26 protein-coding genes and 1 pseudogene are annotated in these 24,569 nt (G+C 67.0%); 8 read left to right on the top strand and 19 right to left on the bottom strand.

Annotated elements, in window-relative coordinates; genetic code table 11:
* Positions 1-47: 47 nt before the first annotated feature.
* A pseudogene (locus ACFXHA_RS24945) lies at positions 48-377 on the bottom strand (cyclic nucleotide-binding domain-containing protein); the annotation flags it as partial.
* Between the two features lie 159 nt (positions 378-536).
* Between ACFXHA_RS24945 and ACFXHA_RS24940 the strand changes: the two are divergent.
* On the top strand, positions 537-1,865 hold the full coding sequence (locus tag ACFXHA_RS24940) for an anaerobic C4-dicarboxylate transporter family protein (protein WP_379360631.1): 1,329 nt from the start codon (positions 537-539) through the stop codon (positions 1,863-1,865).
* On the opposite strand, the gene ACFXHA_RS24935 is transcribed toward ACFXHA_RS24940, so the two are convergent.
* The 3 genes from ACFXHA_RS24935 to ACFXHA_RS24925 all read right to left on the bottom strand — a co-directional run bounded on the left by ACFXHA_RS24935 (position 1,866) and on the right by ACFXHA_RS24925 (position 6,378).
* Positions 1,866-3,917: a prolyl oligopeptidase family protein gene (locus ACFXHA_RS24935; protein WP_379360629.1), complete on the bottom strand. Its 2,052-nt coding sequence runs from the start codon at positions 3,915-3,917 to the stop codon at positions 1,866-1,868.
* Positions 3,918-3,975: 58 nt separating this feature from the next.
* Positions 3,976-4,998, bottom strand: coding sequence for an NADP-dependent oxidoreductase (locus tag ACFXHA_RS24930; protein ID WP_379360627.1), 1,023 nt, complete (start codon positions 4,996-4,998; stop codon positions 3,976-3,978).
* 279 nt (positions 4,999-5,277) lie between these two features.
* The gene (locus ACFXHA_RS24925; protein WP_379360625.1) at positions 5,278-6,378 is read right to left on the bottom strand and encodes an AraC family transcriptional regulator ligand-binding domain-containing protein; all 1,101 of its coding nucleotides are present in this window, start codon (positions 6,376-6,378) and stop codon (positions 5,278-5,280) included.
* Positions 6,379-6,456: 78 nt separating this feature from the next.
* Here ACFXHA_RS24925 and ACFXHA_RS24920 point away from each other — a divergent pair, with 78 nt between their 5' ends.
* The 3 genes from ACFXHA_RS24920 to lpdA all read left to right on the top strand — a co-directional run bounded on the left by ACFXHA_RS24920 (position 6,457) and on the right by lpdA (position 9,371).
* Positions 6,457-7,479: a dipeptidase gene (locus tag ACFXHA_RS24920; protein ID WP_379360623.1), complete on the top strand. Its 1,023-nt coding sequence runs from the start codon at positions 6,457-6,459 to the stop codon at positions 7,477-7,479.
* 59 nt (positions 7,480-7,538) lie between these two features.
* Entirely contained in the window at positions 7,539-7,844 is a 306-nt protein-coding gene (locus tag ACFXHA_RS24915) for a nuclear transport factor 2 family protein (RefSeq protein ID WP_379360621.1), read from the top strand.
* Positions 7,845-7,967: 123 nt separating this feature from the next.
* On the top strand, positions 7,968-9,371 hold the full coding sequence (lpdA, locus tag ACFXHA_RS24910) for a dihydrolipoyl dehydrogenase (RefSeq protein ID WP_379360619.1): 1,404 nt from the start codon (positions 7,968-7,970) through the stop codon (positions 9,369-9,371).
* A gap of 69 nt (positions 9,372-9,440) precedes the next feature.
* Here lpdA and ACFXHA_RS24905 read toward each other — a convergent pair whose 3' ends face one another.
* Both ACFXHA_RS24905 and ACFXHA_RS24900 read right to left on the bottom strand, forming a co-directional pair.
* Complete coding sequence (locus tag ACFXHA_RS24905) at positions 9,441-9,920, bottom strand: nucleoside deaminase (RefSeq protein ID WP_379360617.1); 480 nt, start codon at positions 9,918-9,920, stop codon at positions 9,441-9,443.
* Between the two features lie 22 nt (positions 9,921-9,942).
* A complete protein-coding gene (locus tag ACFXHA_RS24900) occupies positions 9,943-10,341 on the bottom strand; it encodes a winged helix-turn-helix transcriptional regulator (protein WP_379360615.1) in 399 nt (132 codons plus the stop codon).
* 105 nt (positions 10,342-10,446) lie between these two features.
* Between ACFXHA_RS24900 and ACFXHA_RS24895 the strand changes: the two genes are divergently transcribed.
* Positions 10,447-11,298: an SDR family oxidoreductase gene (locus ACFXHA_RS24895; protein WP_379360613.1), complete on the top strand. Its 852-nt coding sequence runs from the start codon at positions 10,447-10,449 to the stop codon at positions 11,296-11,298.
* A 59-nt stretch (positions 11,299-11,357) separates the two neighbouring features.
* Here the strand turns inward: ACFXHA_RS24895 and ACFXHA_RS24890 are convergent, their stop codons facing one another.
* From ACFXHA_RS24890 to ACFXHA_RS24870, 5 genes are all read right to left on the bottom strand, one after another.
* Positions 11,358-11,861 (bottom strand): transglycosylase SLT domain-containing protein, encoded by a 504-nt coding sequence (locus ACFXHA_RS24890; RefSeq protein WP_379360611.1) that lies wholly within the window; start codon positions 11,859-11,861, stop codon positions 11,358-11,360.
* Positions 11,862-12,023: 162 nt separating this feature from the next.
* Positions 12,024-13,256: an RNA polymerase sigma factor gene (locus tag ACFXHA_RS24885; protein WP_379360724.1), complete on the bottom strand. Its 1,233-nt coding sequence runs from the start codon at positions 13,254-13,256 to the stop codon at positions 12,024-12,026.
* 199 nt (positions 13,257-13,455) lie between these two features.
* Complete coding sequence (locus ACFXHA_RS24880; protein WP_379360609.1) at positions 13,456-13,809, bottom strand: YciI family protein; 354 nt, start codon at positions 13,807-13,809, stop codon at positions 13,456-13,458.
* A gap of 15 nt (positions 13,810-13,824) precedes the next feature.
* Entirely contained in the window at positions 13,825-14,400 is a 576-nt protein-coding gene (locus tag ACFXHA_RS24875; protein ID WP_379360607.1) for a dihydrofolate reductase family protein, read from the bottom strand.
* Between the two features lie 110 nt (positions 14,401-14,510).
* Entirely contained in the window at positions 14,511-14,888 is a 378-nt protein-coding gene (locus ACFXHA_RS24870) for a VOC family protein (RefSeq protein ID WP_379360605.1), read from the bottom strand.
* Between the two features lie 123 nt (positions 14,889-15,011).
* Between ACFXHA_RS24870 and ACFXHA_RS24865 the strand changes: the two genes are divergently transcribed.
* Positions 15,012-15,791, top strand: a complete 780-nt coding sequence (locus ACFXHA_RS24865) for a TetR/AcrR family transcriptional regulator (RefSeq protein ID WP_379360603.1) — start codon at positions 15,012-15,014, stop codon at positions 15,789-15,791.
* 102 nt (positions 15,792-15,893) lie between these two features.
* Positions 15,894-16,535 (top strand): GNAT family N-acetyltransferase, encoded by a 642-nt coding sequence (locus ACFXHA_RS24860; RefSeq protein ID WP_379360601.1) that lies wholly within the window; start codon positions 15,894-15,896, stop codon positions 16,533-16,535.
* A gap of 1 nt (position 16,536) precedes the next feature.
* Here ACFXHA_RS24860 and ACFXHA_RS24855 read toward each other — a convergent pair whose 3' ends face one another.
* The 8 genes from ACFXHA_RS24855 to ACFXHA_RS24820 all read right to left on the bottom strand — a co-directional run bounded on the left by ACFXHA_RS24855 (position 16,537) and on the right by ACFXHA_RS24820 (position 23,662).
* Positions 16,537-17,067 carry a carboxymuconolactone decarboxylase family protein gene (locus tag ACFXHA_RS24855; RefSeq protein WP_379360599.1) on the bottom strand — a complete coding sequence of 177 codons (531 nt, stop codon included), beginning with the start codon at positions 17,065-17,067 and terminating at the stop codon, positions 16,537-16,539.
* A gap of 64 nt (positions 17,068-17,131) precedes the next feature.
* Positions 17,132-17,902 carry a GntR family transcriptional regulator gene (locus ACFXHA_RS24850; RefSeq protein ID WP_379360597.1) on the bottom strand — a complete coding sequence of 257 codons (771 nt, stop codon included), beginning with the start codon at positions 17,900-17,902 and terminating at the stop codon, positions 17,132-17,134.
* A gap of 11 nt (positions 17,903-17,913) precedes the next feature.
* Complete coding sequence (urtE, locus tag ACFXHA_RS24845) at positions 17,914-18,606, bottom strand: urea ABC transporter ATP-binding subunit UrtE (protein ID WP_379360595.1); 693 nt, start codon at positions 18,604-18,606, stop codon at positions 17,914-17,916.
* Positions 18,590-19,399 carry an urea ABC transporter ATP-binding protein UrtD gene (urtD, locus tag ACFXHA_RS24840; RefSeq protein ID WP_379360593.1) on the bottom strand — a complete coding sequence of 270 codons (810 nt, stop codon included), beginning with the start codon at positions 19,397-19,399 and terminating at the stop codon, positions 18,590-18,592. The genes urtE and urtD overlap by 17 nt, the downstream gene beginning before the upstream one ends.
* Positions 19,399-20,508, bottom strand: a complete 1,110-nt coding sequence (gene urtC, locus ACFXHA_RS24835) for an urea ABC transporter permease subunit UrtC (RefSeq protein WP_379360591.1) — start codon at positions 20,506-20,508, stop codon at positions 19,399-19,401. Before urtC ends, urtD begins: the two co-directional genes overlap by 1 nt.
* Positions 20,505-21,389, bottom strand: a complete 885-nt coding sequence (urtB, locus tag ACFXHA_RS24830; RefSeq protein ID WP_379360589.1) for an urea ABC transporter permease subunit UrtB — start codon at positions 21,387-21,389, stop codon at positions 20,505-20,507. The genes urtC and urtB overlap by 4 nt, the downstream gene beginning before the upstream one ends.
* Positions 21,390-21,501: 112 nt before the next feature.
* Complete coding sequence (gene urtA / locus ACFXHA_RS24825) at positions 21,502-22,737, bottom strand: urea ABC transporter substrate-binding protein (RefSeq protein ID WP_379360722.1); 1,236 nt, start codon at positions 22,735-22,737, stop codon at positions 21,502-21,504.
* Positions 22,738-23,089: 352 nt separating this feature from the next.
* A complete protein-coding gene (locus ACFXHA_RS24820) occupies positions 23,090-23,662 on the bottom strand; it encodes a hypothetical protein (RefSeq protein ID WP_379360587.1) in 573 nt (190 codons plus the stop codon).
* A 239-nt stretch (positions 23,663-23,901) separates the two neighbouring features.
* Between ACFXHA_RS24820 and ACFXHA_RS24815 the strand changes: the two genes are divergently transcribed.
* The gene (locus tag ACFXHA_RS24815; RefSeq protein ID WP_379360585.1) at positions 23,902-24,165 is read left to right on the top strand and encodes a hypothetical protein; all 264 of its coding nucleotides are present in this window, start codon (positions 23,902-23,904) and stop codon (positions 24,163-24,165) included.
* Positions 24,166-24,569 lie beyond the last annotated feature (404 nt).

Genomic DNA, 24,569 nt, shown 5'->3' with positions numbered 1-24,569 from the left:
ACCATGCGGTAGTAGCGATCCGGATGCAGCACCGCCAGTTCGCGCAGGGTGGCGCGGGGGACGGTGAGCACCACCGCGCCCTTGGCGGTGCGACCGGTCGCGGTGTGCGGGGTGTCGTCGACCAGCGCGATCTCCGAGACCAGGCTGCCGGGGCCGAGGCGGGCCAGTTCGGTCTCGTGACCGGTGAGCCCGGAGATGATCTGCACCTCGCCCTCGACCACGATGCCCGCCCAGTCGCGCGGGGTGGATTCGTGGAACAGGGTCGTGCCCGCCGGGAACTCGCGCCGCTCGGCGGAGGCCGTGAAGGCCCGGACGTCGTCCGGATCGAGCCCGGTGGCGGAAGCGGTGATCTTGATCAGCTCGTCCAGTTGACCCACATCGACTCCTTGCTCGGAAGGACAGTGTTTTTTTGAGTGCAACCCGAACACTGGCAAACAAAGCGCAATCTTTCCGAATGGTCCGGATATCTTTCAAGAGCGACGCGGTAACAGCATGCCCCGAGAACTACCGATTACTAGCCGGACAGGCGGTCGACGATGGTCAAGATGCTGCTCGAGCTCGCGGTCATGCTGGGCATCATCATGATCGGATCCCGGGTCGGAGGCATCGGACTCGGCGTCTGGGGTGGTATCGGCGTCTTCGCGCTGGCCACCATCTTCGGGGTCGAACCGACCGTGCCGCCGGTGGACGTGCTGCTCATCATTCTGTCCGTGGTGGTGGCAGCGGCGACCATGGAGGCCGCGGGCGGTGTCGACTACATGGTGCGAATCGCCGAACGGATAATTCGCAGCAATCCCAAACGGATCACCTTCGTCGCGCCCTTGGTGACGTACGCGTTCACCGTCGGAGCGGGCACCGGGCATCTGCTCTACCCACTGCTGCCGGTTATCCACGAGGTGGCGCGCGAGGGCGGAATCCGGCCGGAGCGGCCGATTTCCATTGCCACCATCGCCAATCAGATCGCCATCGTGGCCAGTCCGGTCTCGGCCTCGACGGCCGCGTCGGTGGTGATCTTCGGACCGGACGGCTGGTCCATCGTGAAGATCCTGGCCATCACCATTCCGTCCACGCTCATCGGGTCGATGATCGGCGCGCTGTCGGTGGTCAAGATGGGCAAGGATCTCGACGACGATCCGGAGTATCAGCGCCGGCTGGCGGCAGGGGAGATTCCGCCGATCGACCCGACTCACGCCGACCGCGCGCCGCTGCCGCCGCGCGCCTCCTGGTCGGCGGGCATCTTCCTGCTCGGCGTGATCGCCATCGTGATCTCCGGAGCATTCCCGAGCCTGCGGCCGGATGTGCACGGCGCGGGCGGCAAGGTCGACGCGCTGGCCATGCCGTACGCCATCGAGGTGCTCATGCTCGCGACCGCCGCGGTGATCATGGTGGTGTGCAAGGTCAATGCCGCGGTCGTGCCGAGCACCCCCGTCGCCAAGGCGGGTCTGGTCGCCCTGGTCGGCGTGTTCGGATTGGCTTGGCTGGGTGACTCTTTCGTCGAAGCCAACAAGGACCTGATCGTCGACAAGCTCGGCACTATCGCCAAGGACTGGCCGTGGACCTTCGCGATCATCGTGACCGTGGTCGCGGCGCTCATCCTGAGTCAGGCCGCGACCACGAAAACCATGATGCCGCTGGGCATGGCGCTGGGCATTCCCTCGGCGCAGCTGGTGGCCATGCTGCCCGCGGTCGCGGCACTGTTCATCCTGCCGGTCTATCCGACCAGCATCGCCGCGGTGAACTTCGACCAGAGCGGGACGACCCATTTCGGGAAGTACGTGCTCAACCACTCGTTCATGCGTCCCGGTCTGGTCACTCTGGTCGCGTCGATCGCGATCGGCTACGGGCTGGCCGCGATCATCGGCTGATCAGTCCCGCATGAGCTGTTGGGCGAAGAACTCGTAGACCAGCCCAGCCTGGAAGGCGGACTGCTTGTTGTCCGCCGCGCCGCCGTGACCGCCCTCGATGTTCTCGTAGTACCAGACGGCGTGGCCCTCGGATTCCAAGAGCGCGGCCATCTTTCGCGCATGACCCGGGTGCACGCGGTCGTCGCGGGTGGAGGTGGTGAGCAGGATTGGCGGGTACTGCCGCTCGGCACTGGTGTTCTGATACGGCGAATACTTCGAGATGAACTCCCACTCCTCCGGCTTGTCCGGGTCGCCGTACTCGGCGATCCAGGACGCGCCCGCCAGCAGCAGGTGATAGCGCTTCATGTCCAGCAGCGGAACCTGGCACACGATGGCCCCGAACAGCTCCGGGTACCGGGTCAGCATGACGCCCATCAGCAGGCCGCCATTGCTGCCGCCGACCGCGCCCAGCTGTGCGTGGGTGGTGATGCCGCGCGCCACCAGATCCCGGGCGACGGACGCGAAATCCTCGTACGCCTTGTGCCGGTTGGCCTTCAGCACCGAGGTGTGCCACTCCGGGCCGTACTCGCCGCCACCGCGAATATTGGTCATGACGTAGGTGCCGCCGCGTTCCAGCCAGCCCATACCGACCCCGCCGAAATAGCCGGGAGTGCGCGAAACCTCGAAACCGCCGTAGCCGGACATGACGGTCGGGCCGGGCGTGCCGCGCCGATCACGGTGGCGGATCACGAAATACGGGATCGCGGTGCCGTCATCGGAGGTGGCGAAGAACTGCTCGGTCTCGATGCCGTCGGTGTCGAAGAAATCCGGTTCCTTCTTGAGCACCTCGACCGGGCCGCACACCGAACCCGACATGAGCGTGGTCGGGCGGGTGAAACCACTGGTGGAGAGCATGAATTCGTCGCCGCCCTCCAGGCGGTCCAGGTTCATGACGCTGGTGGTGGCCATGCGCGGGGTGTCCGCGAGGGGTTCGCGGGTCCAGCCGTCCGGGCCGGGGGTGAGCACGTGCAGCTTGGTCTGCACATCCTCGAGGGTGATCAGCAGCAGGTGATTCTCGGTCCAGCCGTACCCGTGCAGCGCGGTGTGCGCGTCGGGCTCGAACAGCACCTCGAAATCGCGTGCGCCGGAAAGGAAGGCCTCGAAATCGGTGGCCAGCAGCGCACCCGAGGGATAGGTGGTCCCGTTGACCTCCCACGGCGACTTCAGGCGCACCAGCAGCAGTTCCTTGTACCAGGATTCGCTGGCGTCGCTGGGTACGTCGATGAAGCGCAGGGTGCCGTCGGATTCGAGCAGGTAGACCTCTTCGTTGAAGAAGTCGGTGGCCCGGCCCAGGAAGTGTCGTTCGTAGCCGGGGGTGCGGTCGTAGCCCGCCGAGACGGCGACATCGGTGACCTCGCCCTTGTAGACGAATTCCGCCGCCTCCAAAGGGGTTCCGCGATGCCAGCGCTTCACCACGCGCGGGTAGCCGGAATCGGTGAGCGAGCCCTCGCCGAAATCGGTCCCCACGTACAGGGTGTCGTCATCGATCCACGCGAAATCGGATTTGGCCTCCGGCAGGTAGAAGCCGCCGTCTTCGGGTGCGATGAAAGCCTTTGCCTCGATATCGAATTCGCGCACCACTTTGGCATCCGCGCCACCGCGCGACAGGCTGATCAGCGCGCGGCGCTGCTCGGGCCGCAGCACCGCCGCGCTACCCCACACCCAGTTCTCGCCCTCGGCCGCGGCCACCGCGTCCAGGTCGATGAGGATCTCCCACGCCGGCTCATCCTTGGCGTATTCGGCGAAGCTGGTCCGCCGCCACAACCCCTTCGGGTGATCGCGATCGCGCCAGTAGTTGTACAGCCACCGGCCCCGCCGCCCCGGATACGCGATGCGCGTATCGGTATCCAGCATGGCCAGCACCCGAGCCTCGAGCGCGGCGAACCGCTCCGAGGCCGCGAACCTGGCCTTCGTCACCACATTCCGCTCTTGCGCCCACTCCAGGGCACGCTCGCTCTCGACCTCCTCGAGCCACAGGTAGGGATCCGTCACGCCCTCTCCAACACCGGTCATGCGCTCATTGTTGCCGAGCCCCCCGTTCGCCGTTCGCGAACGTCCTGCCGGGGCCGCGTCAGGCGAGCCGGACCAGCATCTTCCCGGTGTTCGCGCCCGACAGCACACCCAGGAAGGCGGCGGGGGCCTGATCGAGTCCCTCGTAGACGGTCTCCCGGGTGCGCAGGCTGCCGTCAGCCAGCCAGCCCGCGGCCTGTCCGATGTATTCGCCGAAGCTCGCGAAATGACTGGTGACCAGCATGCCGCGCAGCGTGATCTCCTTGGTGGCGGCCAGATACAGATCCGGCGTGGCTTCCGGTCGCGCGTCGCCGGTCGCGTTGTAGCCGCTGATCGCGCCGACCAGGGCGATGCGCCCGCCCGGCCGCATGGCCTCGATCGCGGCGGCCAAGTGTTCGGCTCCCACGCTGTCGAGATACACGTCGACACCGTCGGGTGCGGCAGCGGCCAACTGGCCGCGCAGATCGCCCGCCCGGTAGTCGATCGCGGCGTCGTAACCGAATTCCTCCAGCAGCAGACGGTTTTTGGCGGGACCACCCGCCGAGCCGATCACGCGACTCGCACCCAGCTGCCGGGCGATCTGCCCCGCAACGCTGCCGACCGCGCCCGCCGCCGCCGAAATGAACACGACATCACCGGGCCGCACCTCGGCGATCGAGGTCAGTGCCGCGTATGCGGTAAGACCGGTGGTGCCCAACGCGCCGAGGTAATGGCGCGCGTCGGCCAGCCCGGTGTCGACAACGGTGGCGGTCTCGGCGTCGACCACCGCAAAGTCCCGCCAGCCCTGGAAATGAGTCACGGTGGCCCCCACCGCGATCGTGGCCGAACGGGACTCGACCACCTCACCGACCGCAGAGCCATCCAGCGCCGCGCCGAGCTGGAAGGGCGGCAAATAGGACGGCTTGTCATCCATCCGCCCCCGCATGTACGGATCCACCGACATCCAGGTATTGCGGACCAGGATCTGACCGTCTCGCAGTTCAGGCAGCGTCCGCTCCACGAGGGCGAAGTTCGCGGCCGTCGGCACCCCGTCGGGCCGGGCGGCCAGCTGGATTTCCTGGCCGGTACGAAGCTGAGTTGTCATGGCACACAGTCCTTCTCATCGCGAGGCCGGTCCTCCAGCCCGTTACCGGCAACGCTATGGATCGCGACGGCCGCGTCCCAGGTCCTGCGGCGTCACCACCCGGTCCGCCGGTGCCAGGCCGGGCGGGGCGAACCGATCGAGCCGGAGGCGCATGGCATCGGAGATACGGGAACCAGCCGTTCGCGCCGGTTCAGAGCATCGCCGGATTCGGTCCGGCGCTGGATCAGGACGTCTACGACGCCATCGGGGACGTGCGGGGCGGCCGTACTGGCAGGGTTATCAGGGCCGGTCGTCGGTCGTGCCGGTCCGCGGTGCCGCCGTCAAGCCGGTCGGTGTGGTGCCGCGCCAGCGCCGGAACGCCTTGCGCAGCGCCCGATCGTCGGTGAAGCCGAGCCGCGCTGCCACCACCGCCGTCGAACGGCCCTGTGCGAGCAGGTTTTCGGCGCGCTCGTAGCGCAGCAGGTCGACCTCGTGACGCCAGGTGGTGCCGTGGTCGGCGAGTTGGCGCTGTAGTGAGCGACGGCTGAGCAGCAGTCTGCGGGCCACACTGTCCAGGGTGAGATCTTCGGCGTCGAGGGCTGCGGCGAGGGCGGTACGGAAGGCTTCCAGTGGGCCGGGCAGGGCGCGGGAGCTCGCTAGCACCAGATCGGCGTGGCTGCGCAGCAGAGCGCCGAGGGTTGGGTCGGCGCGCTGGAGTGGCGCGGTGGCGTCGGCGGCGTGGAAGGTGATGCTGTCGGCGGGCGCGCCGAATTCGATGCGGTCGGTGCCGAAGACCTCGATCAGGTTCGAATAGCGTTGCGGTGCGGGATGTCCGAAGGCGACACGCGCGGCCCGCACCGGTCGTCCGGTCGCTTCGCGGGCGCGGCGCAGGTAGTAGGCGAGGACGTATTCGTTGACCGCGGCGGACACCGCCGGGTCGCCCGCGGTGGTCCGGTAGCCGACGGTGAGTTCGCCGGTGCCCACCGGTTCTGGGTTGTGGCCCATGAGTTCCGAGTCCGGGCCCGCCGGGTCGCGATCGGCGCCGGAGAGTTCGAAGCTCTCACCCGCGGCCGTCACCACACGGTGGTACGGCTGCGCGGCGTGCAGCGCTGTGGCGAGAGTCGAACCGGTGGTTACCAGGTAGTCCCAGGTGGTCAGGACGCCGAGGGGCGCGGCGGCCGCTACGGCGGCTCCCGCGCCGGGGCCGGGGCGGAGGTGGGCGATCAACTCCCACAGGCGAATCAGGGAGTCCAGGGGTATCCGGTTCAGCTCACCGGCGAGGGTCTGCTCGTCGAGGCCGTGGATGCCCGCCAGTTGTTCCGGGGTGGCTCCGGCCTGCCGGGCGGCGTCGCGGACCAAGCGGAGCAGCTGGGTCGAGACCGTGCGGTCGAGCGGATCCACCGGTCCCACAGTAGTGATGGTGCTTCTCACACCGATCGGTAGGATTGCGGCTTCGAAGCCCGTCCGCGAGGAGGTTCGGTGTCGCCGCAACAAAGTTCGGGGGCCGGGCGGCCCCGGCTGTGGGAGCAGCATTGCTGTTTGCCGCTGCTGCCGACCGCGGATGTGACCGAGTTGCTTCGGTATCCGACCGGTTCGTATTTGTCGGTGAATATCGGGTATTCGCCGCAGACCACGCGGGAATCGTTGGAGTTGGTTACGCAGTTCCGGCGAGATGCCTTGACCGACGAGCGGTTCCGGCTGGTGCACAGCATCGAGGACGCCTGGCCCGAGGTGCCGACGGCGGAGACCGAATCCACGGTGGCGCTGGCCTTCGACCTCGAGGACTCCGCGCCGCTCGAGGGGGATCTCGACAATGTCGAGCTGTTCTACGAGTTGGGGCTGCGGTCGCTGCTGCCGAGCTACAACTACGCCAATGCGGCGGGCTGCGGCTGCCTCGACACCGAGGACACCGGGCTCACCGGGTACGGGCGGGATCTGATCCGCAAGCTCAACGAGGTCGGGGTGTTCGCCGACGGGTCGCACTGCTCACGGCGCACCGGGCTCGAAATCTCCGAGACCACGACCGTGCCGATGATCTACAGCCACTCGAATTTCGCGGCGCTGTGGGCTCATCCGCGCAATATCACCGACGATCAGGCCAAGGCGTGTGCCGCCACCGGCGGGGTGATCGGTATCAACGGGGTCGGAATCTTCCTGGGGCGCAATGAGGCTCACGCCCGCGCCGAACGGGTCGCGGCCATGGCCGACCACGTCGCCTACGGCGCGGAACTGCTCGGCATCGAGCACATCGGTGTCGCCTCCGACTTCTCCTTCGACGGCGATGAGTTCAACGCGGTCATCGGGTCGATGCCGGAAGTCTTCTCCGAGGAGTTCACCAAGTACGGCCCGCTGACGTGGGTGCCGCCGGAAGATCTGCTCGGCCTCGCGGAGGGGCCCGGACTGGATGCGGAACTGGCCGCGCGCGGGTTCTCCGAAGCCGATCGGGCGGCGGTCTTCGGCGGCAACTTCGCGCGCGTCGCCCGGCAGGTGTGGCGGGACTAGACTCGCCCGCAGGTTGCTCGATTGTCCTGTCCGGCTCGCCGATCGAGAGGGATGCAGCGATGACAGAGCTCGACCCGACCGTGCAGAAGTTCGTCGACGCCGTGAACGCGGGCGACTCCGGAGCCTTCTTCAAGACCTTGACCGCCGACGCCAGCATGAGCGACGACGGTCAGGAACGGAATCTCGCGCAGTGGACCGAATCGGAGATCTTCGCGACCAACGGGCGCATGAAGGTCGAATCGATCGGCGGGCCGACCGAATTCGTGGCGGACTACTCGAATGATCGCTGGGGAGCCATGCGGACGGCGTGGCGGTTCACCGTCCGAGATGGACTGGTCAGTCGCTTCGAGACCGGGCAAGCCTGAGAGCGCAAGGAGTGCAGGCCTGAGCGGAATCCGGGCAATCGTGACCGCTCTCACGTGTTCCACGTCTCACGTGGGCGGGGGATGCCGAAGTGAGCATCGGACAACAGGTCTAGTCTCGAACGCGTGACTTCCCACTACGATGTCGTCGTTCTCGGCGCTGGTCCCGGCGGTTACGTCGCCGCGATCCGCGCCGCTCAACTCGGCCTGCGAACAGCGATCGTCGAGCAGAAATACTGGGGTGGCGTGTGCCTGAACGTGGGCTGCATTCCGTCCAAGGCACTGCTGCGGAACGCGGAGCTGGCCCATATCTTCACCAAGGAAGCGAAGACCTTCGGTATCTCCGGTACCGCGAGCTTCGACTTCGGCGCGGCGTTCGACCGTAGCCGTACCGTCGCGGACGGGCGGGTCAAGGGCGTCCACTTCCTGATGCGGAAGAACAAGATCGACGAGTTCGACGGGAAGGGCACCTTCACCGGCCCGAAGTCGCTGTCGGTCGCGCTGACCAAGGGCGGCACCGAGGAGATCACGTACGACAACGTGATCATCGCCGCGGGTACCGAGACCAAGCTGCTGCCGGGCACCTCGCTGTCCGCCAACGTGGTCACCTACGAGGAGCAGATCCTCACCCGCGACCTGCCGGGCTCCATCCTCATCGTGGGTGCGGGCGCCATCGGCATGGAGTTCGCCTACGTCCTCAAGAACTACGGCGTGGATGTCCGCATCGTCGAATTCCTCGACCGCGCACTGCCGAACGAGGACGCCGACATCTCCAAGGAGATCACCAAGGCGTACAAGAAGCTCGGCATCACCATCACCACCGGTGCGGCCGTGCAGTCCATCGACGACGACGGCTCGAAGGTCACCGTCGCGATCAAGGACAACAAGTCCGGTGCGATCGAGACCGTCACGGTCGACAAGGTGCTGCAGGCCGTCGGCTTCGCGCCGCGCGTGCAGGGCTACGGCCTGGAGAACACCGGCGTCGCGCTCACCGACCGCGGTGCCATCGCGATCGACGATTTCATGCGCACCAACGTCCCCGGCATCTACGCCATCGGTGACGTCACCGCCAAGCTGCAGCTCGCGCACGTCGCCGAGGCGCAGGGCGTGGTGGCGGCCGAGACCATCGCCGGTGCCGAGACCCAGTCCCTGGGCGACTACCGGATGATGCCGCGCGCCACCTTCTGCCAGCCGCAGGTCGCGTCCTTCGGTCTCACCGAAGAGCAGGCCCGCGCCGAGGGTTACGACGTGAAGGTCGCCTCCTTCCCGTTCATGGCCAACGGCAAGGCCCACGGCCTCGGCGACCCGACCGGCTTCGTGAAGCTGATCTCCGACGCCAAGTACGGCGAGCTCATCGGCGGCCACCTCATCGGCCCGGATGTCTCGGAGCTCCTTCCCGAGCTGACCCTGGCCCAGAAGTGGGACCTCACGGTCAACGAGCTGGCCCGCAACGTCCACACCCACCCGACCCTGTCGGAAGCGCTCCAGGAAGCGATCCACGGCCTCGCCGGCCACATGATCAACTTCTGATTCTCGAAACGAGAAGGCCCGTTCTCAGCGAAAAACGCTGGGAGCGGGCCTTTTTCGTATTTTCGGCGGTCAGTCCGCCAGGTGCAGTCTGCGGTGCAGGGCGTAGACGCGGTCGGTGAGTTCGGGGAAGGGGCCGGAGGTCGGGATGTTCGGGGCTACCTCTCGGATCGAGAGGGGGCGGACGGGGCCCGCGGGGACGCCGAATTCGTTGAGCCAGACGGAGAGTTGGATGGTGGAGGCGGCGTAGACGATGCGGCCGAGGCCGACCCAGGCGTGGGCGGCCGAGCACATCGGGCAGTGTTCGCCGGAGGTGTAGACGGTGGCCGTCGCGCGCTCTTCGGGGGTGAGGTTCTCGCCCGCCCAGCGGGCCAGATCGAATTCGGGGTGGCGGGTCTGGTCGCCGCCCGAGACTCGGTTGCGGTCCTCGGCGAGGACCTTTCCGTTCGCGTCGACCAGTAGCGATCCGAACGGTTCGTCGCCGGCGTCCAGGGCCTCTTCGGCCAGTTCCACGCAACGTTCGAGGTAGTGCAGATCGGTGTCGGTGGACATGCGGCTCCTGATCGTCGGGATTTTATTCGCGGTGGTAAGCGGTTTGGGCTGCGATGATGGCGTCGATATTGGATTCGAGGATCTCGATGAGGGAGACCAGTTGGTCTGCTACCTGCGCGCCGAGGTCCGTGAGGGTGTATTCGACGACCGGGGGGATGGATTGCTGGACTTCGCGATTGACCATGCCATCGCGTTCCAGGGTCTGCAGGGTTTGCGAGAGCATGCGCTCGGAGATGCCGTCGACGCGGCGGCGCAGCGCGGAGAAGCGGTACGGGCCCTCGCGCAGGGCGGCCAGGGCGAGGACGCCCCAGCGGCTCGCGACGTCCTGCAGGACGGGACGGGACTGACAGTTACGGGCGAAGACGTCGGCCTCGAGCGAGGGGTCGACCGCGAACGCCTGGTCGGGGGGCCGCTCGGTCATGAGTTTCAGATTACCTTCCGTTCGGGTAGCGGTTTGGGAATGGGATGTGCTTACTATTAGTTAGTACACGTCGAGAGTGCAGTTCATTCCAACTTGGAGGTAGTCATGACCGTCGCAGTCACCGGAGCAAGTGGTCAGCTGGGTCGTCTCGTCGTCGAGGCGCTGTTGAAGGACGGGTCGCAGCCGGTGGTCGCCGTGGTCCGCGATCCCGCCAAGGTCGCCGACCTGGCCGAGCGCGGGGCCGAGGTGCGGGTCGCCAGCTTCGATGATCAGGCGGCGCTGGAGCAGGCGTTCCAGGGTGTCGACCGGGTGCTGCTGGTGTCCGGCAACGAGTTCGGCAAGCGCGTCGAACAGCACACCAATGTGCTGCGCGCCGCCGAGGCGGCCGGCGTGAAGTTGCTGGCGTACACCAGCATTCCCAAGGCCGAGGTGAACCCGCTGATCCTCGCCCAGGAGCACATCGGCACCGAGGCCGTGCTGGCCGAGGCGAAGATTCCGACCACCGTGCTGCGCAACAGCTGGTACTGGGAGAACTACACCGGCGGCCTGGCCCACGCGGTCGAGTCGGGCACGCTCTACGGTGCCGCCCGCGAGGGCAAGGTATCCGGCGCGTCCCGCGTCGACTACGCGGAGGCCGCCGCCCGCGTGCTCACCACCGACGGCCACGAGGGCAAGGTCTACGAGCTGGGTGGCGACGAGACCCTCACGTATGCCGAACTGGCGCAGGTGATTTCCGAGGTCTCCGGCAAGCCGGTCAGCTACCAGGACCTGCCGCAGGCCGACTACGCCGCCGCCCTGCAGGGCGCGGGCCTGGACGCCGGCTACGCCGCGGTCCTGGCCGACGCCGACTCCGGCATCGCCGACGGCATCCTCACCGTCGACTCCGGCCACCTGCAGCAGCTGCTGGGCCGTCCGTCCACGCCCGTGGCCGAAGTCTTCCGCGCAGCCCTGGCCTGAGTGCATCTACCTCGTCATTCCAGCCTGCCGGGATGACGAGCGGGGAGGACGGCAGGCCCTCAGTACCAGTTGTGGGCCTGCCAGAAGTCCCAGGCGGCGTTGGGGCTGCCGTAGCGCGAGACCATGTAGCGGTAGGCCCAGCGAAGTTGGGTGAGCGGGTTGAACATCCAGTCGGGGCCCTCGCTGAACATTTTGTGCGCGGGGAGGGCTTGGGCGAGGCCGTAGGCGCCGGAGGTCGGGTTGATGGCGAAGACCTGCCAATTGCTTTCGTGCGTGATGATCTCGTTGAAGGCCGCGAATTGTTCGTCGGGGACGATGAATCGGGCCACGGTTTGCAGGGTCGGTTTGGTGTAGCGCTGGGCCGTGCCCATCAATTGCAGCAGGCTCGCCGGATCCACCGGCAATGCGGCCGGGATTTCGGCGGATTGCGCGATCGGGCTCGCGATATCGGTGCGCGCGTCGGCGCTGCCGATGGCGACGGTCAACGGTGTGAGTGCGGCCAGCAACAATCCGAGCAGGGTGGTTCGGATCGGCCGGCTATCGGTGTTCTCGAAAACGCGCAACGCCTGGTCCTTCCGTGTTGTTCTCCGCAACGCCAAGTGGTCACAAAAAGCCACGAAAAAACAGACCTATCTGTCTTCGAACGAAATCGACGGTACGCCCCGGCAATTCGGTAAAGGGGTGAGCGACACGCCGAAACGCCTGATCAGAGCGGATTCACAGGTTCAGCGGGCGCGGGCCAGCAACAATTCGCGCTCGGTCGTATTGGCGGTCAGCTCGGCAGCCCGGTGAAAGGCGGCGCGCGCCTCCGATTCCCGGCCCAAACGGCTCAGCAGATCCCCGCGCACCGCGTGCAGCAGGTGATAATCGTCCAGTGGAGCGGCCACCGCGTCCACCAATTCCAATCCGGCGGCGGGCCCGTGCAGCATGGCCACCGCCACCGCTCGATTCAATTCCACGATCGGCGACGGAAAGCGCTGCGCCAGAATCGCGTACAGACCGGCAATACGCCGCCAGTCGGTGTCCTCGGCGGTGGGGGCCATGGCGTGCACGGCCGCGATGGCGGCCTGCAAGGCGTAGCGTCCGGGCTCGCGGTCGCGGGTGCGGTTGAGGGTGTGCGCGCGGGCGAGGGCCGCGAAACCGCGCTGAATGTAGAGCCGATTCCAGCGGGAGCGATCCTGATCGGGCAGCAGCACCAGGCCGGTGCCGGATTCGCTGCGGGCGGAGGTGCGTGACGCCTGGAGTTCGATCAGCGCCGCCAGCGCATGTGCCTCGGGCTCCTCGGGGAGCAGACCCGCCAGTATGCGTGCCAATCGCAGGGCGTCCTCGCACAATTCGGCGCGCAGCCAGCGCTCACCGGACGTGGCGGTGTACCCCTCGTTGAAGATCAGATAGATGACCTCCAGCACCGAGTCCAGCCGCGCGGTCAACTCCGCGCCCTCGGGCACCTCGTAAGGGACCTGCTTGGCCGCGATGGTGCGTTTGGCGCGCACGATGCGTTGCGCCACGGTCGATTCCGGGACCAGATAGGCGCGCGCGATCTCGGTGGTGGTCAGGCCGCCGACCATGCGCAGGGTGAGCGCGGCCCGCGCGGACGGCGACAGCACCGGATGGCAGGCCGTGAAGATCATCCGCAGCAGATCGTCGGCGATCCCCGGCTCCGGCACACTCGGCTCGTCCGCGGCGAAAATCGTCTCCCGCCCGAGCAACTCCAGCTTGCGCGCGAAATTCGCGTCCCGCCGAATGCGGTCCACGGCACGATGTTTCGCGGTCAACATCAGCCAGCCGCCGGGATTGGGCGGAACCCCCGCCCCCGGCCACTGCTCCAACGCCGCGACAAGCGCATCCTGCGCCAACTCCTCGGCCGTCGCGATATCCCCGACCATCCTGGTCAACCCGGCAACCAATTTCGGCCACTCGATCCGCCACGCAGCCTCCACCGCCCGCCGCGCGCGTATCTCCCCGGGCTCGGTCGACTCGTGCCCACGCGGCTCGGCCGTCCCGTGTCCGCCCTGCCCGGCCGTACCGCGCGCGTCCGGTTCAGCAGAGCCGCGGTCGTCCGACGGGTCGTCGGGCGGCGGGTTGCCGGGGGAGGCCGGGCCGGAAGTCACGCGCCGGACGTCCCGGGCGCGTGAACTCCGTGGGCGGGTGCGGGATTCAGTTCTGGCCGCCCTCGATCTTTCGCACTTCGACCTCGAGGTTCCATTCCGGGCCGTGGACGCGGAGGAATCGGCTTGCCCATTCCACCGCCTCCTCCGTCGACCGGGTCTGCAGCAGACAGTAGCCGCCGATGATCTCCTTGGACTCGGTGAACGGGCCGTCGAGGACGGTTTGGGTGCCGGCGGTCTGGCGGATGCGGACGGTCTCGTCGACGCCGAGGCCGGCGGTGTCGAGGAGCACGCCCGCCTTGGTCATTTCTTCGATGAGGGTGTTCATGTCCTCGATCAGCGTCTCGCTCGGACCGTCCGGGGCCTGGCTGGGATCCAGTCGGATCAGCACCATGTGTCGCATTTTTCGATCCTCTCTCTACGCGAGGGCGTAGCGAACGTAAACGGCACCGGCATCGAAGGTTTTCGACTCCAGCAGGGTCAGGGTCAGTTCGGACTTGTCGCGGAAGAGCGGGGTGCCGGCGCCGATCGTCACCGGGTGGATGACGATGCGGTACTCGTCGATGAGTCCGGCCTCGGCGAAGAAGTGCACCAGGGTCGGGCTGCCGTAGATGACCAGGGCGTCACCGGTTTCGGCCTTCAGTTCCGCGAGGCGTGCGGCCGCGTCCTTGCCGATGATGCGGGTGTTGTTCCAGCCGGGCGACTCGAGCGTGGTCGAGAAGACCAGCTTGTCGATATCGGTCACCCATTCGGCGTGCTCGAGATCGTGCGCGGTGGCCTCCGGGTTGTCCGGGACCGTCGACCAGTGATCGCGCATGCCCTCGAACGTCTTGCGGCCGTACACGGTGGTGCCGACGTCGGCGCGGATGCGCTGGTCGTGGAAGTCGGCGAGGTCGGGGCTGTAGCCGTGGCCCGTCCACTCCAGTCCCATTCCGGTGTGTGCGGCCGCGAAGCCGTCGAGGGTCATGTGCGAGAAAGCCACTACCTTGCGCATCGGTGATCCTTCCGTCGAGGTGCGGGACCGGCTCGGTCCTTGCCTACTCCTCGATCGGGGTCGACGGGAATCGACACGGTCGGCGGAAAACTTTCGTCAGCGGTTTTCGGTCAGACCATCTGGAACAGTTCGATGATGATGCCGTTCGGATCGCTCACCTGGAAGAAGCGCTGTCCCCAGGGTTCGGTTTGGATGGCCGTCACGATCGGTACGCCCTCCTCTTGCAGGCGAGCGTATTCGGCGTCGACGCCGTCCACGGCGAAGGCGAGCAGCAGTCCTTCGCCCGCACTGCCGGCGATGTGCTCCGGCTGGAAGCTGCTCAGGCCGGTGCGAAGGTAGGCGATTTCGAACGCCGCGTCCTCGCGGGCCACGTTCACGAAGCCGTCGGCGGACATCTTCTCGGTGAAACCGAGGTGGTCGATGACGAACTTCGCCGAGGTGATCGGATCGGGCACGTTCAGGGAGATGGTGGAAGCGGTGATCTTCAAGGGTCCTCCTAGTTGGTACCAATCAACTCTGTACTAAGTACGCTGTACTTTGTACGTAAATTCCCGACGGGCTGCAATGTGACGACCGGCACACCGATACGATCGGCGGCGGAGGTGAGGCGAATGGCCGCGAAAGGCGGGGAACGCAGCAGTGCGGGCGACCCGGTGCGCACGCTGGAATTGCTGTGGCGAGAACCCGGATCCGGCGGATCCACGCGCGGACCCAAGCAGCGCACCACCCTCGACGCCGTCATCGCGGCCGCCCTCGAGATCGCCGACACCGACGGATTGGCGGCGCTCACCATGCGCTCGGTGGCGGCGAAGCTGGGCATCACGCCCATGGCCACCTACACCTACGTGCCGGGCAAGACCGAACTCCTCGACCTCATGCTCGACACCGTCTACCAGCACATGCCACGCCACGAGTTCGGTGAAATGACCTGGCGAGAGCGGGTTTCCGCCATCGCCGCCGAGAATCGCGCACTGCTGGCGGCACATCCGTGGGTGGCATACCTGCCGACCACGCGCCCGCCGCTGGGTCCCGGCGTCGCCGCGAAATACGACCACGAGCTGCGCGCCTTCGACGGGCTCGGGCTCGGCGATCTGGAGATGGACGCCGCCCTCACCTATGTGCTGGGCTTCGTGACCTCCACCGCGCAGCTCGCCATCGACACCGCGCGTGCCGCCGCCGAGAGCGGGCAGTCCGATCGCGAGTGGTGGGAGCGCGCGGCCCCGCTGCTGGCGCGCGTCTTCGATACCGACCGCTACCCGCTGGCGGCCCGGGTCGGCGCGGTCGCCGGGCAGGCGCACGACAGCGCCTACAACGCGGATCACGCCTACGAGTTCGGGCTGGCCCGGGTGCTGGACGGACTGGCCGTATTGATCGAAAACCCCAGGCCCTGACCGTTGTTTGACCGCGCGGACAATTCGCGCGACACAGACCGATCGGGACGATGGTCTCAATTTCGCCGCGCGGATCGGTCGATCACGGGCAGAATTCCAGCTATGCCGCGAGCAGCCCCGGCAATCGTCGCCACCGAAACCTTCACGCGGGCAGCGCAGCCGGTGCTCCCGGTGGGAGCCGGGCTGGTGCTGCGGCCGTGGCTACGCCGTGACGGGCCCGAGGTGTACGGGGCCTTCCAGGACCCGGCGATCCGCCGCTGGCATGTCCGCACCGCGGACACGCTGGAGGAGGCCGCCGACTGGGTGGACGACTGGTCGCGCTCCTGGACCAGTGGCACGGTCGCGAATTGGGCTGTGGCGGACAGTCGTAGCGGCCGGTTGATGGGCCGCGCGTCCCTGCATCACATGGAGCTCTGGCACGGTGAGGCAGAGGTGGCCTACTGGGTGGTGCCCGCCGCGCGCGGTCGCGGCATCGCTCCGCGCGCGGTGGACGCGCTGGTGCGCTGGTCCTTCGAGGTGGCCGGTTTCCACCGGCTCGAACTCCGGCATTCCATCCACAACGCCCAATCCTGCCGGGTGGCCCACAAATCCGGCTTCATCCTCGAGGGGATCAACCGCAGTGCGGGCCTGCATGCCGACGGCTGGCACGACATGCACCTGCACGCCCGCCTCGCGCACCACATCCAGCCGACCGAACCCATTCCCGAGGTGGCCACCCAGCCGGTGTACCGCCTGCGGCATTGAGTCAGTGGTCGGTCTGGATGCGCAGCGCCGTGATGGTGCTGGCGAGGCCCTCGTACTGGTTTGTGAGGAGCACGATTTCGATGAGGTGGCGCTCGTCGTAATGGGCGGCGAGAGACTGCCAGGTGGCGTCGTCGAGGTCGCGGGCGGTGACGAGCTGGTCGACCGCCGTCAGTAGCGCGCGTTCCTTGTCGGTCCAGCCCGCGGCCGCCGGGCCCTCGCGCAGGCGGTCCAGGATCTCGGCGGTGACGCCCGCGCGGCGGCCCAAACGGATGTGATGGTCCATCTCGTAATCACATTGGCGCAGGTGGGCGACGCGCAGGATGACCAGTTCCGACTCGTAGCGGCGGAGTTTGCCGCCGGGCATGAGTCGGCCGGAGAAGTGCAGCCAACCCCGGAACAGGCCGCCGGTCCGGCCCAGGGTGCTGAACAGATGGGCGTCGTCCGTCCCCGCCGCACGGGAAAGCGCTTGCCAGACAACCCAGTTCACCGGCCCCAGTTCGCGCAGACGACCAGGGGCAATGCGTGGCTCCATCGACACCATCCCTCTAGTCAACACCCTGTCTGGGCCACCCGCCAGGCGGGACGCGCGTGGCGGGTCATTCCCGCACCGCCCGGGCGAGTTTGGTGAGCTCCAGCGCGCGCCGGGCCCGGGTCAGGACGTGCGCCCGGGAACTGGTGATGTGCGCCAGCAGGGTGCGCAGCGCCGTGTCGAAATCACCGGCGAGCAGGTGTTCGGCAATGGCGATGTGGTCGTCGGCCATGGCGGCGATGCGCCCGGGGGTCGGCATGTCGAGGGCGCGGACCGGGCGCACCCGGGCGTACACCGTCGAGAGGGCATCGGCCAGGGCGGTATTGCCCGCGGCCAGCAGCAGGGTGGTGTGGAACTGTTCGTCGGCGGCGATGAGGGCGGCTCCCGGCTCGGGCGGGTGTTCGCGGATGCGCCGCCAGGTTTCGAGTTCACGGCGTACCGCGCTGGTGTCGGGGGTGCTGGCCGTGGACGGTGGGGTGGTGGGATCGGGTGATTCCGGGTGGGTCCCTGCGGGCGGTGCTTCGGGCTGGCAGGCCGGGGTGGTTTGCAAACGCTGGATTCCCCTGGCCTCCAGCACGATTCGAAGTTCATAGAGGTCGCCGAGTTCGTCCACCCGGGGGCGGTACGGGTAGAGGCCGTCGGAATGCCGTTCCAGCAGGCCGTCGGCGTAGAGGCGGGCCAGCGCCTCGCGGACGGGGGTGCGGGAGACGCCGTAGGTCTCGGCGAGACGTTCCTCGCCGAGCCGTTCGGTCGGCACCAGCAGCCCGGCCGCGAGATCGCGCTGGAGCGATCGGTAGACCCGCTCGGACAACGGAATACGCCCCCTGCGCGCGTTCACGTGCGGTCCGATCAGATCGCCATGGCCAGACGCACAGCGGATTCCGCGCCCGCACCACCGGCCCCCGAGGAGGTGATCCGGCCCGAGCGCAGCACATAGAACTGCTGGGCGGCCTGCAGCGCGAAACCGATGTGCTGCTCCACCAGCAGCACACTCAAACCACCGCGCGCGGTGAGTTCGATGATGGTGCGCTCGATCTCGGCGACCACCGACGGCTGGATGCCCTCGGTCGGCTCGTCGAGGATCAGCAGTTTCGGTTCGGTGATGAGGGCGCGCGCGATGGCCAGTTGCTGACGCTGGCCGCCGGACAGCAGTCCGGCCTTGCGGGTCAGCAGTTCCCGCAGTGCGGGGAACAGGGTCAGCGATTCCTCGACGAGTTCTTTACCGCGTTTGCGGCCGTCGGCCACCACCTGCAGGTTCTCCATTGTGGACAGTTGTGGAAAACTCTGCTGCCCCTGGGGAACGTAGGCGATGCCGCGCTTGACGCGCCGTGACGGCGACATCTTGGTGATGTCCTCACCGTCGAAGCGGATACGCCCGGACTTGGCGGGCAGCAGGCCGACCGCCGCGCGCAGCAGCGAGGTCTTCCCGGCTCCGTTATGGCCCATGATGGCGGCCACGCCGTTATCCGGAACCGTCAGGGACACACCGTGAATCACCTCGGTGCGGCCGTAGCCGGTGTGTAGGTCAACGAGTTCCAGCATCCGCGGCCTCCTTCGCGTCGTCCGATTCCTGTTGCGCTGTCTCCGTGGGCGGCAGGTCACCGGCCGCGGCGGTGCCGAGGTAGACCTCCTGCACCTTCGGGTCCGCCTGCACCTGCTCCACGCTGCCCTCGCTGAGGACGCGCCCGCCCGCGAGCACCGTCACCGAATTGGCGAAGGCCCGCATGAAGTCCATATCGTGCTCGACCACGATGACCACCCGCTCATCGCCGATGCGGCGCAACAGGTTTCCGGTCTCCTCGCGCTCCTCGGCGCTCATGCCCGCCACCGGTTCGTCCAGCAGCAGCACCGAGGCGTTCTGCACCAGCAGCATGCCGATCTCGAGCCACTGCTTCTGCCCGTGCGCGAGCACGCCCGCGGGTTTGTCGCGCAGCGCGCCGAGGCCGATGGTGTCCAGGGCCTCCTCGATGGCGGGCAGCACGGACTTGCGCCGGCGCAGCAGCGTGAGCGCGGAACGTCCTGCGCCCGCGGCGATGTCGAGGTTCTGCAGCACGGTGAGCTGTTCGAACACGCTCGCCGTCTGGAAGGTGCGGCCCACTCCGAGCCGGGCGATCTGATGCACCTTGCGGCCGATCAGTTCGGTGCCGCTCTTGCGCGCCGAACCGGTGGCCGGGGTGAGGCCGGTGATGGCGTCGATCAGGGTGGTCTTGCCCGCGCCGTTGGGTCCGATGAGGAAGCGCAGATCGCCCTGCAGGACGGTCAGATCCACCTCGGAGACGGCCTTGAAACCGTCGAAACTGACCGACAGCTTGCTGATTTCGAGGTACTCGGCCATCAGGCTTCCACCTTCTCTCCGACGGCGAGGGTCTGCCGCTGCGCGGACCGCACTCGCTCCAGCAATTGCTTTGCCATGGGCCCGAGTCCGGCCAGCCCGGCCGGAATGAAGCCGACCACCACGATGAACAGCGCACCCTGGAAATAGGTCCACGCGGACGGGAAGTGCTCGGAGAAGCTCGTCTGCGCCCAGGCCACGCCGATCGCGCCCAGTACCGGGCCGAGCAGGGTGGTGCGGCCGCCGATGGCGACCCCGATCAGGAAGGCGATCGACGGGACCACGCCGATGTCGGCGGGGGAGATGATGCCGACGATCGGCGTGAACAGCGCGCCCGCGATGCCCGCGAAGAAGGCGGCCACCACGTACGCGACGATCTTGATATTGGCCGGGTCGTAACCGAGGAAGCGGACCCGCTCCTCCTGATCACGCACGGCCACAAGGAGTTCGCCGTAGCGGCTGCGCATCAGCTGACGCGCCACCGCCACCACGATCAGCAGGGTGGCCGCCGCGATGAAGAACAGCATGCGCCGGTTGACCGGATCGTCCAGGCGGAAACCGAAGAACGAGCGGAAGTCGCTCAATCCGGTGAAACCGCCGATGGTCTGCTGCCCGGTGAGCAGGATCGCCAGCGCCGCCGCCAGCGCCTGACTCAGGATGGCGAAGTACGCGCCCTTGACCCGGCGCTTGAAAACGCCGAAACCCAGGACCGCGGCCATGGCGGCGGGCAGCACCAGAATGGCGAGCAGCGCCACCGGTGCGGACTCGAAAGGCTGCCAGTACGAAGGCAATTTGTCCACGCCCGCGATGGTCATGAACTCCGGCACGTCCTCGTGCGCCTTGGCGGCGTCGGCCATCTGCAGGTGCATGGCCATGATGTACGCGCCGATGCCGAAGAACACGCCCTGCCCGAGGGTGAGCATGCCGCCGCGCCCCCAGGCCAGGCCGATGCCGACCGCGACGATGGCGAAGCAGAGGAACTTGGCCAGCAGACTCAACCGGAAATCGGTGAGCATGGCGGGCGCGAGACCGAACAGGACGATGGCGGCAATGACGAAGCCGCCCAAGGCTTTCAGTGAGCTACTGGCGCTCAGGCGCTGGATGGTGGTCATGCCAGGCTCCTCGTGCGGACGGTGAACAGGCCCTGCGGGCGCGCCTGCAGGAAGATCACGACCACGATGAAGACGATCACCTTGGCGACCGTCGCGGTGGTCGAGTACTCGACGAACGAATTCAGCAGGCCCATCCCGAAGGCCGCGATGACGGTGCCCTTGATCTGCCCGAGGCCGCCGATGACGACTACCAGGAAGGCGTCCACCAGATACGACTGCCCGATGGTGGGGCTGGTGGAACCGATCAGGGTCAGCGCCACGCCGGCCACGGCGGCCAGGCCGGAGCCGATGAAGAAGGTGCTGATATCGGTGAGACGTGAAGAGACACCGGAGGTTTCGGCAAGACTCCGGTTCTGCACGACGGCCCGGATGCGACGGCCCAGCGGGGTCGTCTTGAGCGCGGTGGCCAGTGCGATCACCGCCACCACGGCCAGCACCATGATGAAGATGCGGGTCTTGGGCACCACGGTGCCCGCGATGGTGAGGCCGCCGGTCAGCCAGTCGGGGGCGACCACATTCTTGGCGGGCGCGCCGAAGATGTCCCGGACCGCCTGCTGCAGCACCAAGCCGACACCGAAGGTGACCAGCAGGGTGTCGAGCGGACGGTCGTACATCCAGCGGATCAGGCCCATTTCCAGGGCCGCGCCCAGCAGTCCGCCGACCAGGAAGCCGACGAACAGCGACACGATGAGTGCCACGCCCGTCGACGAGATCAGTTGCTCCACAACATAAGTGGTGTAACAACCGGCCATGATGAATTCACCGTGCGCCATATTGATGACGCCCATCTGACCGAAGGTCAGCGACAGGCCCAGCGCGGCGAGCAGCAGGATCGAGCCCAGACTCAGCCCCGTGAAGAGCTGTCCGACAGCCACATCCATGATCAGTACCTCTCGAGCTCTATGGGTGGAGAACGCCGTACGGCTGGTGCGATTCGCGCGGTGAGAGATTCACGCGATCCGCACCAGCCGCCCCTCATCGGCGGTCGCCGAATTACTTGAGACCTGCGGCCCAGGTGTAGTTCTTCAGGTACGGGTCCGGCTGGATCGGCTTGCCGGAATCCCAGACGGTGTAGATCAGGCCGTCGGGGTGGATCTCGCCGATGCGGGCGGTCTTGGTGATGTGGTGGTTGGAGCCGTCGATGGTGACGGTGCCCTCCGGCGCGTCGAAGCTGACGCCGTCGGCGGCCTTCTGAATGTCGGCCACGGCGAACGACTTCGCCTTCTCGACGGTCGCCTTCCACAGGTAGACCGAGGTGTAGGCGGCCTCCATCGGGTCGGAGGTGGGCTTGTTGGCGCCGTAGGCGGCCTTGTAGGCGGCGACGAACGCCTTGTTCGCCGGGGAGTCGACGGTCTGGTAGTAGTTCCAGGCGGTCAGCTGGCCCGCGACGTTCTGCACGCCGACGCCACCGACCTCTTCCTCGGCGATGGACACCGAAACCACCGGCATGTCAGCGGCTTTCAGGCCGGCGTTGGCGTACTCGCGGAAGAACGCGACGTTCGAGTCACCGTTGAGGGTGTTGAACACCGCGCCGGCCTTGGCGCTGCGCACCTTGTTGACGATGGTGGAGAAGTCGGTCGAGCCCAGCGGCGCGTAATCCTCGCCCTTGATCTCGATGCCGTTGGCCTTGGCGTACGCCTTGATCTCGCGGTTGGCGGTCTGCGGGAAGACGTAGTCCGAGCCGACCAGGTAGAGGGACGTGATGCCCTTCTGCTTGAGGTAGTCCAGCGCCGGGATGATCTGCTGGTTGGTGGTGGCGCCGGTGTAGAAGATGTTCTTGGAGTCCTCGAGGCCCTCGTACTGAACCGGGTAGTACAGCAGCGAATTCAGGGATTCGAACTTGGGCTTCATGGCCTCGCGCGAGGCCGAGGTCCAGCCGCCGAACACCGCGGCCACACAGTCGGAGCTGACCAGCTTCTCGGCCTTCTCCGCGAAGGTCTTCGGGTCGGAGGCGCCGTCCTCGAGCACCACCTCGAGCTTCTTGCCCATCACGCCGCCCGCGGCGTTGATCTGATCCACCGCCAGCTTGGTGGCATTGGCGACGGTCACCTCACTGATCGCCATGGTGCCGGTCAGCGAGTGCAGCGAACCGATCTTGATGGTGTCCTTCGAGGTGTCCACGCAGGACTTGGCATTGGAGCCCGACGCGGTGTCGCTGTCACGCGACCCGCACCCGGCGAGCATGACGGCCGATAGTGCCAGCGCGGTCGGAATGGTGATCGCCTTCATCAGGCGGGAAGCCCTGTCCCGGCGGGAAGAGTCATGCATGGGGCGGATCCTTCACTTCACGATGTTCGTCGACGCCACCTGCGCCGCTTGCGAATACCGCCGCGTATACAACGGCTGTATTCGTGAGACGGAACGGTAAACGGGAAGTGTTGCGCCGGAATGACTGTCGGTGAAGGTCGGATGTCTACTGTTGCGTAGACGTGAATTTCTGCTCACCGCATCGGGGTTCGCCGGGGGTGACGGAGGAATCCGCGCAGATCAGGGTCCTGAAACGGTGCGAGCCGGTGCCTGCGAAGCAGACACCGGCTCGATTCGGTGCAGTGAGATCTCCTGGGGGAGATCGTTTTCCGGGCTACGGAACCTGGCACTCCCAGGCATCCTGCTGATCCGAATTGGGGATCGCCCCGCCCGCGGCCCCGCCGATGGCACCACCGATCAGGGCTCCGCCGATCACGACGAACGGCAGCGCGAGCGCGCCGATACCCATGGTGGCGACCGTGATACCGATCCCGACGACAAGCGCGCCGATCATCCCGATGGCAGCGCCGATACCGGTGCCGATCCCGATGCTGCGCCCACGCGGCGTACTCGGCGTGCAACCGGGCCCCGGCCTGAACACCGGCTGGGCAACCAACTTGGTGCCGCCATCGAGAATCTTCGGTTGCAGCGCAATGGTTCCGGTGCCGTCACCGATGGCCGCAGGCACCGTGCCGGTCACCGCACCGGTAGCGTCGAGAACCTGAATCCCGTCATCCGTGGCAACGAAGGTGCCACCGGACACCGTGGCGGTGACAGTCTTATCGGCATCCGAGCGCACGGCATCGAAGTAGATGTCCCCCTGCCGGCCGGCGAACTGGGTAATCGATTGCAGGTCCGCCGTAGCGGGCTCCGGCGCGGCATAGGAAATGCCCCCCGTAATCGCCATGGCCCCAATAGTGAGCGCAGCCGTGGCGACGATCCTTCTCATTTTCACATGATCATGTTCGTACGGACTTTCACCAACGTTTACCCCGCGAATAGGTCACCGTATCGGTCATCAAGGCTTCGTCGGTCAATGGCTCATACCCATGTCGGCGGGGTATTCCGGGCGAACGCCGGGTTCGCATGGGCAGCGGTGGCTCCGCAGGGTGAAACCGGTTTGTCGGCAGGGTGAGAAGTTCGACTGTGCGTGGGGCAGAGCTTGTCACCGGGGCGGCGTTCGCGGGATATCGGATCGAACGGATTCTCGGTCGGGGTGGAATGGGCACGGTGTATCTCGCGGAGCACCCGCCGCTGCCCAGATCGGTGGCACTCAATCTGCTGAACCGCGGTCTCTACGCGGATGAGGAGGTACGGCGGCGTTTCGAGTGCGAGGCCGATGTGGCTGCCCGCCTGGACCATCCGAATATCGTCTCGGTGGGTCTCGGACGCTTTGGATTACGCGCATGAGCGCGGAGTGCTGCACCGAGATGTCAACCCGCCAATATCCTGCTGACCACGGGCCGTGACGGGACCGGGTGCCGTTGGGTGACTTCGGAATCGCCAGGCTCCGTGATGATCAGCAGCAGCTGACCAGGGCGGGTGCCCTGCTGGCCACCCTGGCCTATGCCGCCCGGAACAACTTTCGGACCAGCCGGTCGATCATCGCGCCGACCAATACGCGCGCGGCTGCATGCTGTTCGCGTTGCTCACCGGGCGCGCCGTTCACGGCCCGACGCTCGACGCGCTCTCGCTGGGGCAGGTCCGAGCCCGGAGCCGATGGCGGTCGTCCGCATTCCGCAGCCCCCGGTCACCGTGCGGCCTCCAACACTCTGGAATCCCGCGATTTCGCCCGTGAATCCGCAAGCGGGACA

Origin of the sequence: Nocardia sp. NPDC059240, from assembly GCF_042753865.1 — a bacterium.
GTDB lineage: Bacteria > Actinomycetota > Actinomycetes > Mycobacteriales > Mycobacteriaceae > Nocardia.
The sequence above is the reverse complement of the archived record's forward strand: the minus strand, read 5'-3'. Positions and strand labels throughout refer to the sequence as shown.

Excerpts from the sequence above, each read along its gene's own strand:
- ACFXHA_RS24940 (WP_379360631.1), top strand. The coding sequence starts at position 537 with ATGGTCAAGATGCTGCTCGAGCTCGCGGTCATGCTGGGCATCATCATG.
- ACFXHA_RS24935 (WP_379360629.1), bottom strand. The coding sequence starts at position 3,917 with ATGACCGGTGTTGGAGAGGGCGTGACGGATCCCTACCTGTGGCTCGAG.
- ACFXHA_RS24930 (WP_379360627.1), bottom strand. The coding sequence starts at position 4,998 with ATGACAACTCAGCTTCGTACCGGCCAGGAAATCCAGCTGGCCGCCCGG.
- ACFXHA_RS24915 (WP_379360621.1), top strand. The coding sequence starts at position 7,539 with ATGACAGAGCTCGACCCGACCGTGCAGAAGTTCGTCGACGCCGTGAAC.
- ACFXHA_RS24905 (WP_379360617.1), bottom strand. The coding sequence starts at position 9,920 with ATGTCCACCGACACCGATCTGCACTACCTCGAACGTTGCGTGGAACTG.
- ACFXHA_RS24900 (WP_379360615.1), bottom strand. The coding sequence starts at position 10,341 with ATGACCGAGCGGCCCCCCGACCAGGCGTTCGCGGTCGACCCCTCGCTC.
- ACFXHA_RS24895 (WP_379360613.1), top strand. The coding sequence starts at position 10,447 with ATGACCGTCGCAGTCACCGGAGCAAGTGGTCAGCTGGGTCGTCTCGTC.
- ACFXHA_RS24880 (WP_379360609.1), bottom strand. The coding sequence starts at position 13,809 with ATGCGACACATGGTGCTGATCCGACTGGATCCCAGCCAGGCCCCGGAC.
- ACFXHA_RS24875 (WP_379360607.1), bottom strand. The coding sequence starts at position 14,400 with ATGCGCAAGGTAGTGGCTTTCTCGCACATGACCCTCGACGGCTTCGCG.
- ACFXHA_RS24865 (WP_379360603.1), top strand. The coding sequence starts at position 15,012 with ATGGCCGCGAAAGGCGGGGAACGCAGCAGTGCGGGCGACCCGGTGCGC.
- ACFXHA_RS24860 (WP_379360601.1), top strand. The coding sequence starts at position 15,894 with ATGCCGCGAGCAGCCCCGGCAATCGTCGCCACCGAAACCTTCACGCGG.
- ACFXHA_RS24855 (WP_379360599.1), bottom strand. The coding sequence starts at position 17,067 with ATGGAGCCACGCATTGCCCCTGGTCGTCTGCGCGAACTGGGGCCGGTG.
- urtE (WP_379360595.1), bottom strand. The coding sequence starts at position 18,606 with ATGCTGGAACTCGTTGACCTACACACCGGCTACGGCCGCACCGAGGTG.
- urtD (WP_379360593.1), bottom strand. The coding sequence starts at position 19,399 with ATGGCCGAGTACCTCGAAATCAGCAAGCTGTCGGTCAGTTTCGACGGT.
- urtC (WP_379360591.1), bottom strand. The coding sequence starts at position 20,508 with ATGACCACCATCCAGCGCCTGAGCGCCAGTAGCTCACTGAAAGCCTTG.
- urtB (WP_379360589.1), bottom strand. The coding sequence starts at position 21,389 with ATGGATGTGGCTGTCGGACAGCTCTTCACGGGGCTGAGTCTGGGCTCG.
- urtA (WP_379360722.1), bottom strand. The coding sequence starts at position 22,737 with ATGAAGGCGATCACCATTCCGACCGCGCTGGCACTATCGGCCGTCATG.
- ACFXHA_RS24820 (WP_379360587.1), bottom strand. The coding sequence starts at position 23,662 with ATGGCGATTACGGGGGGCATTTCCTATGCCGCGCCGGAGCCCGCTACG.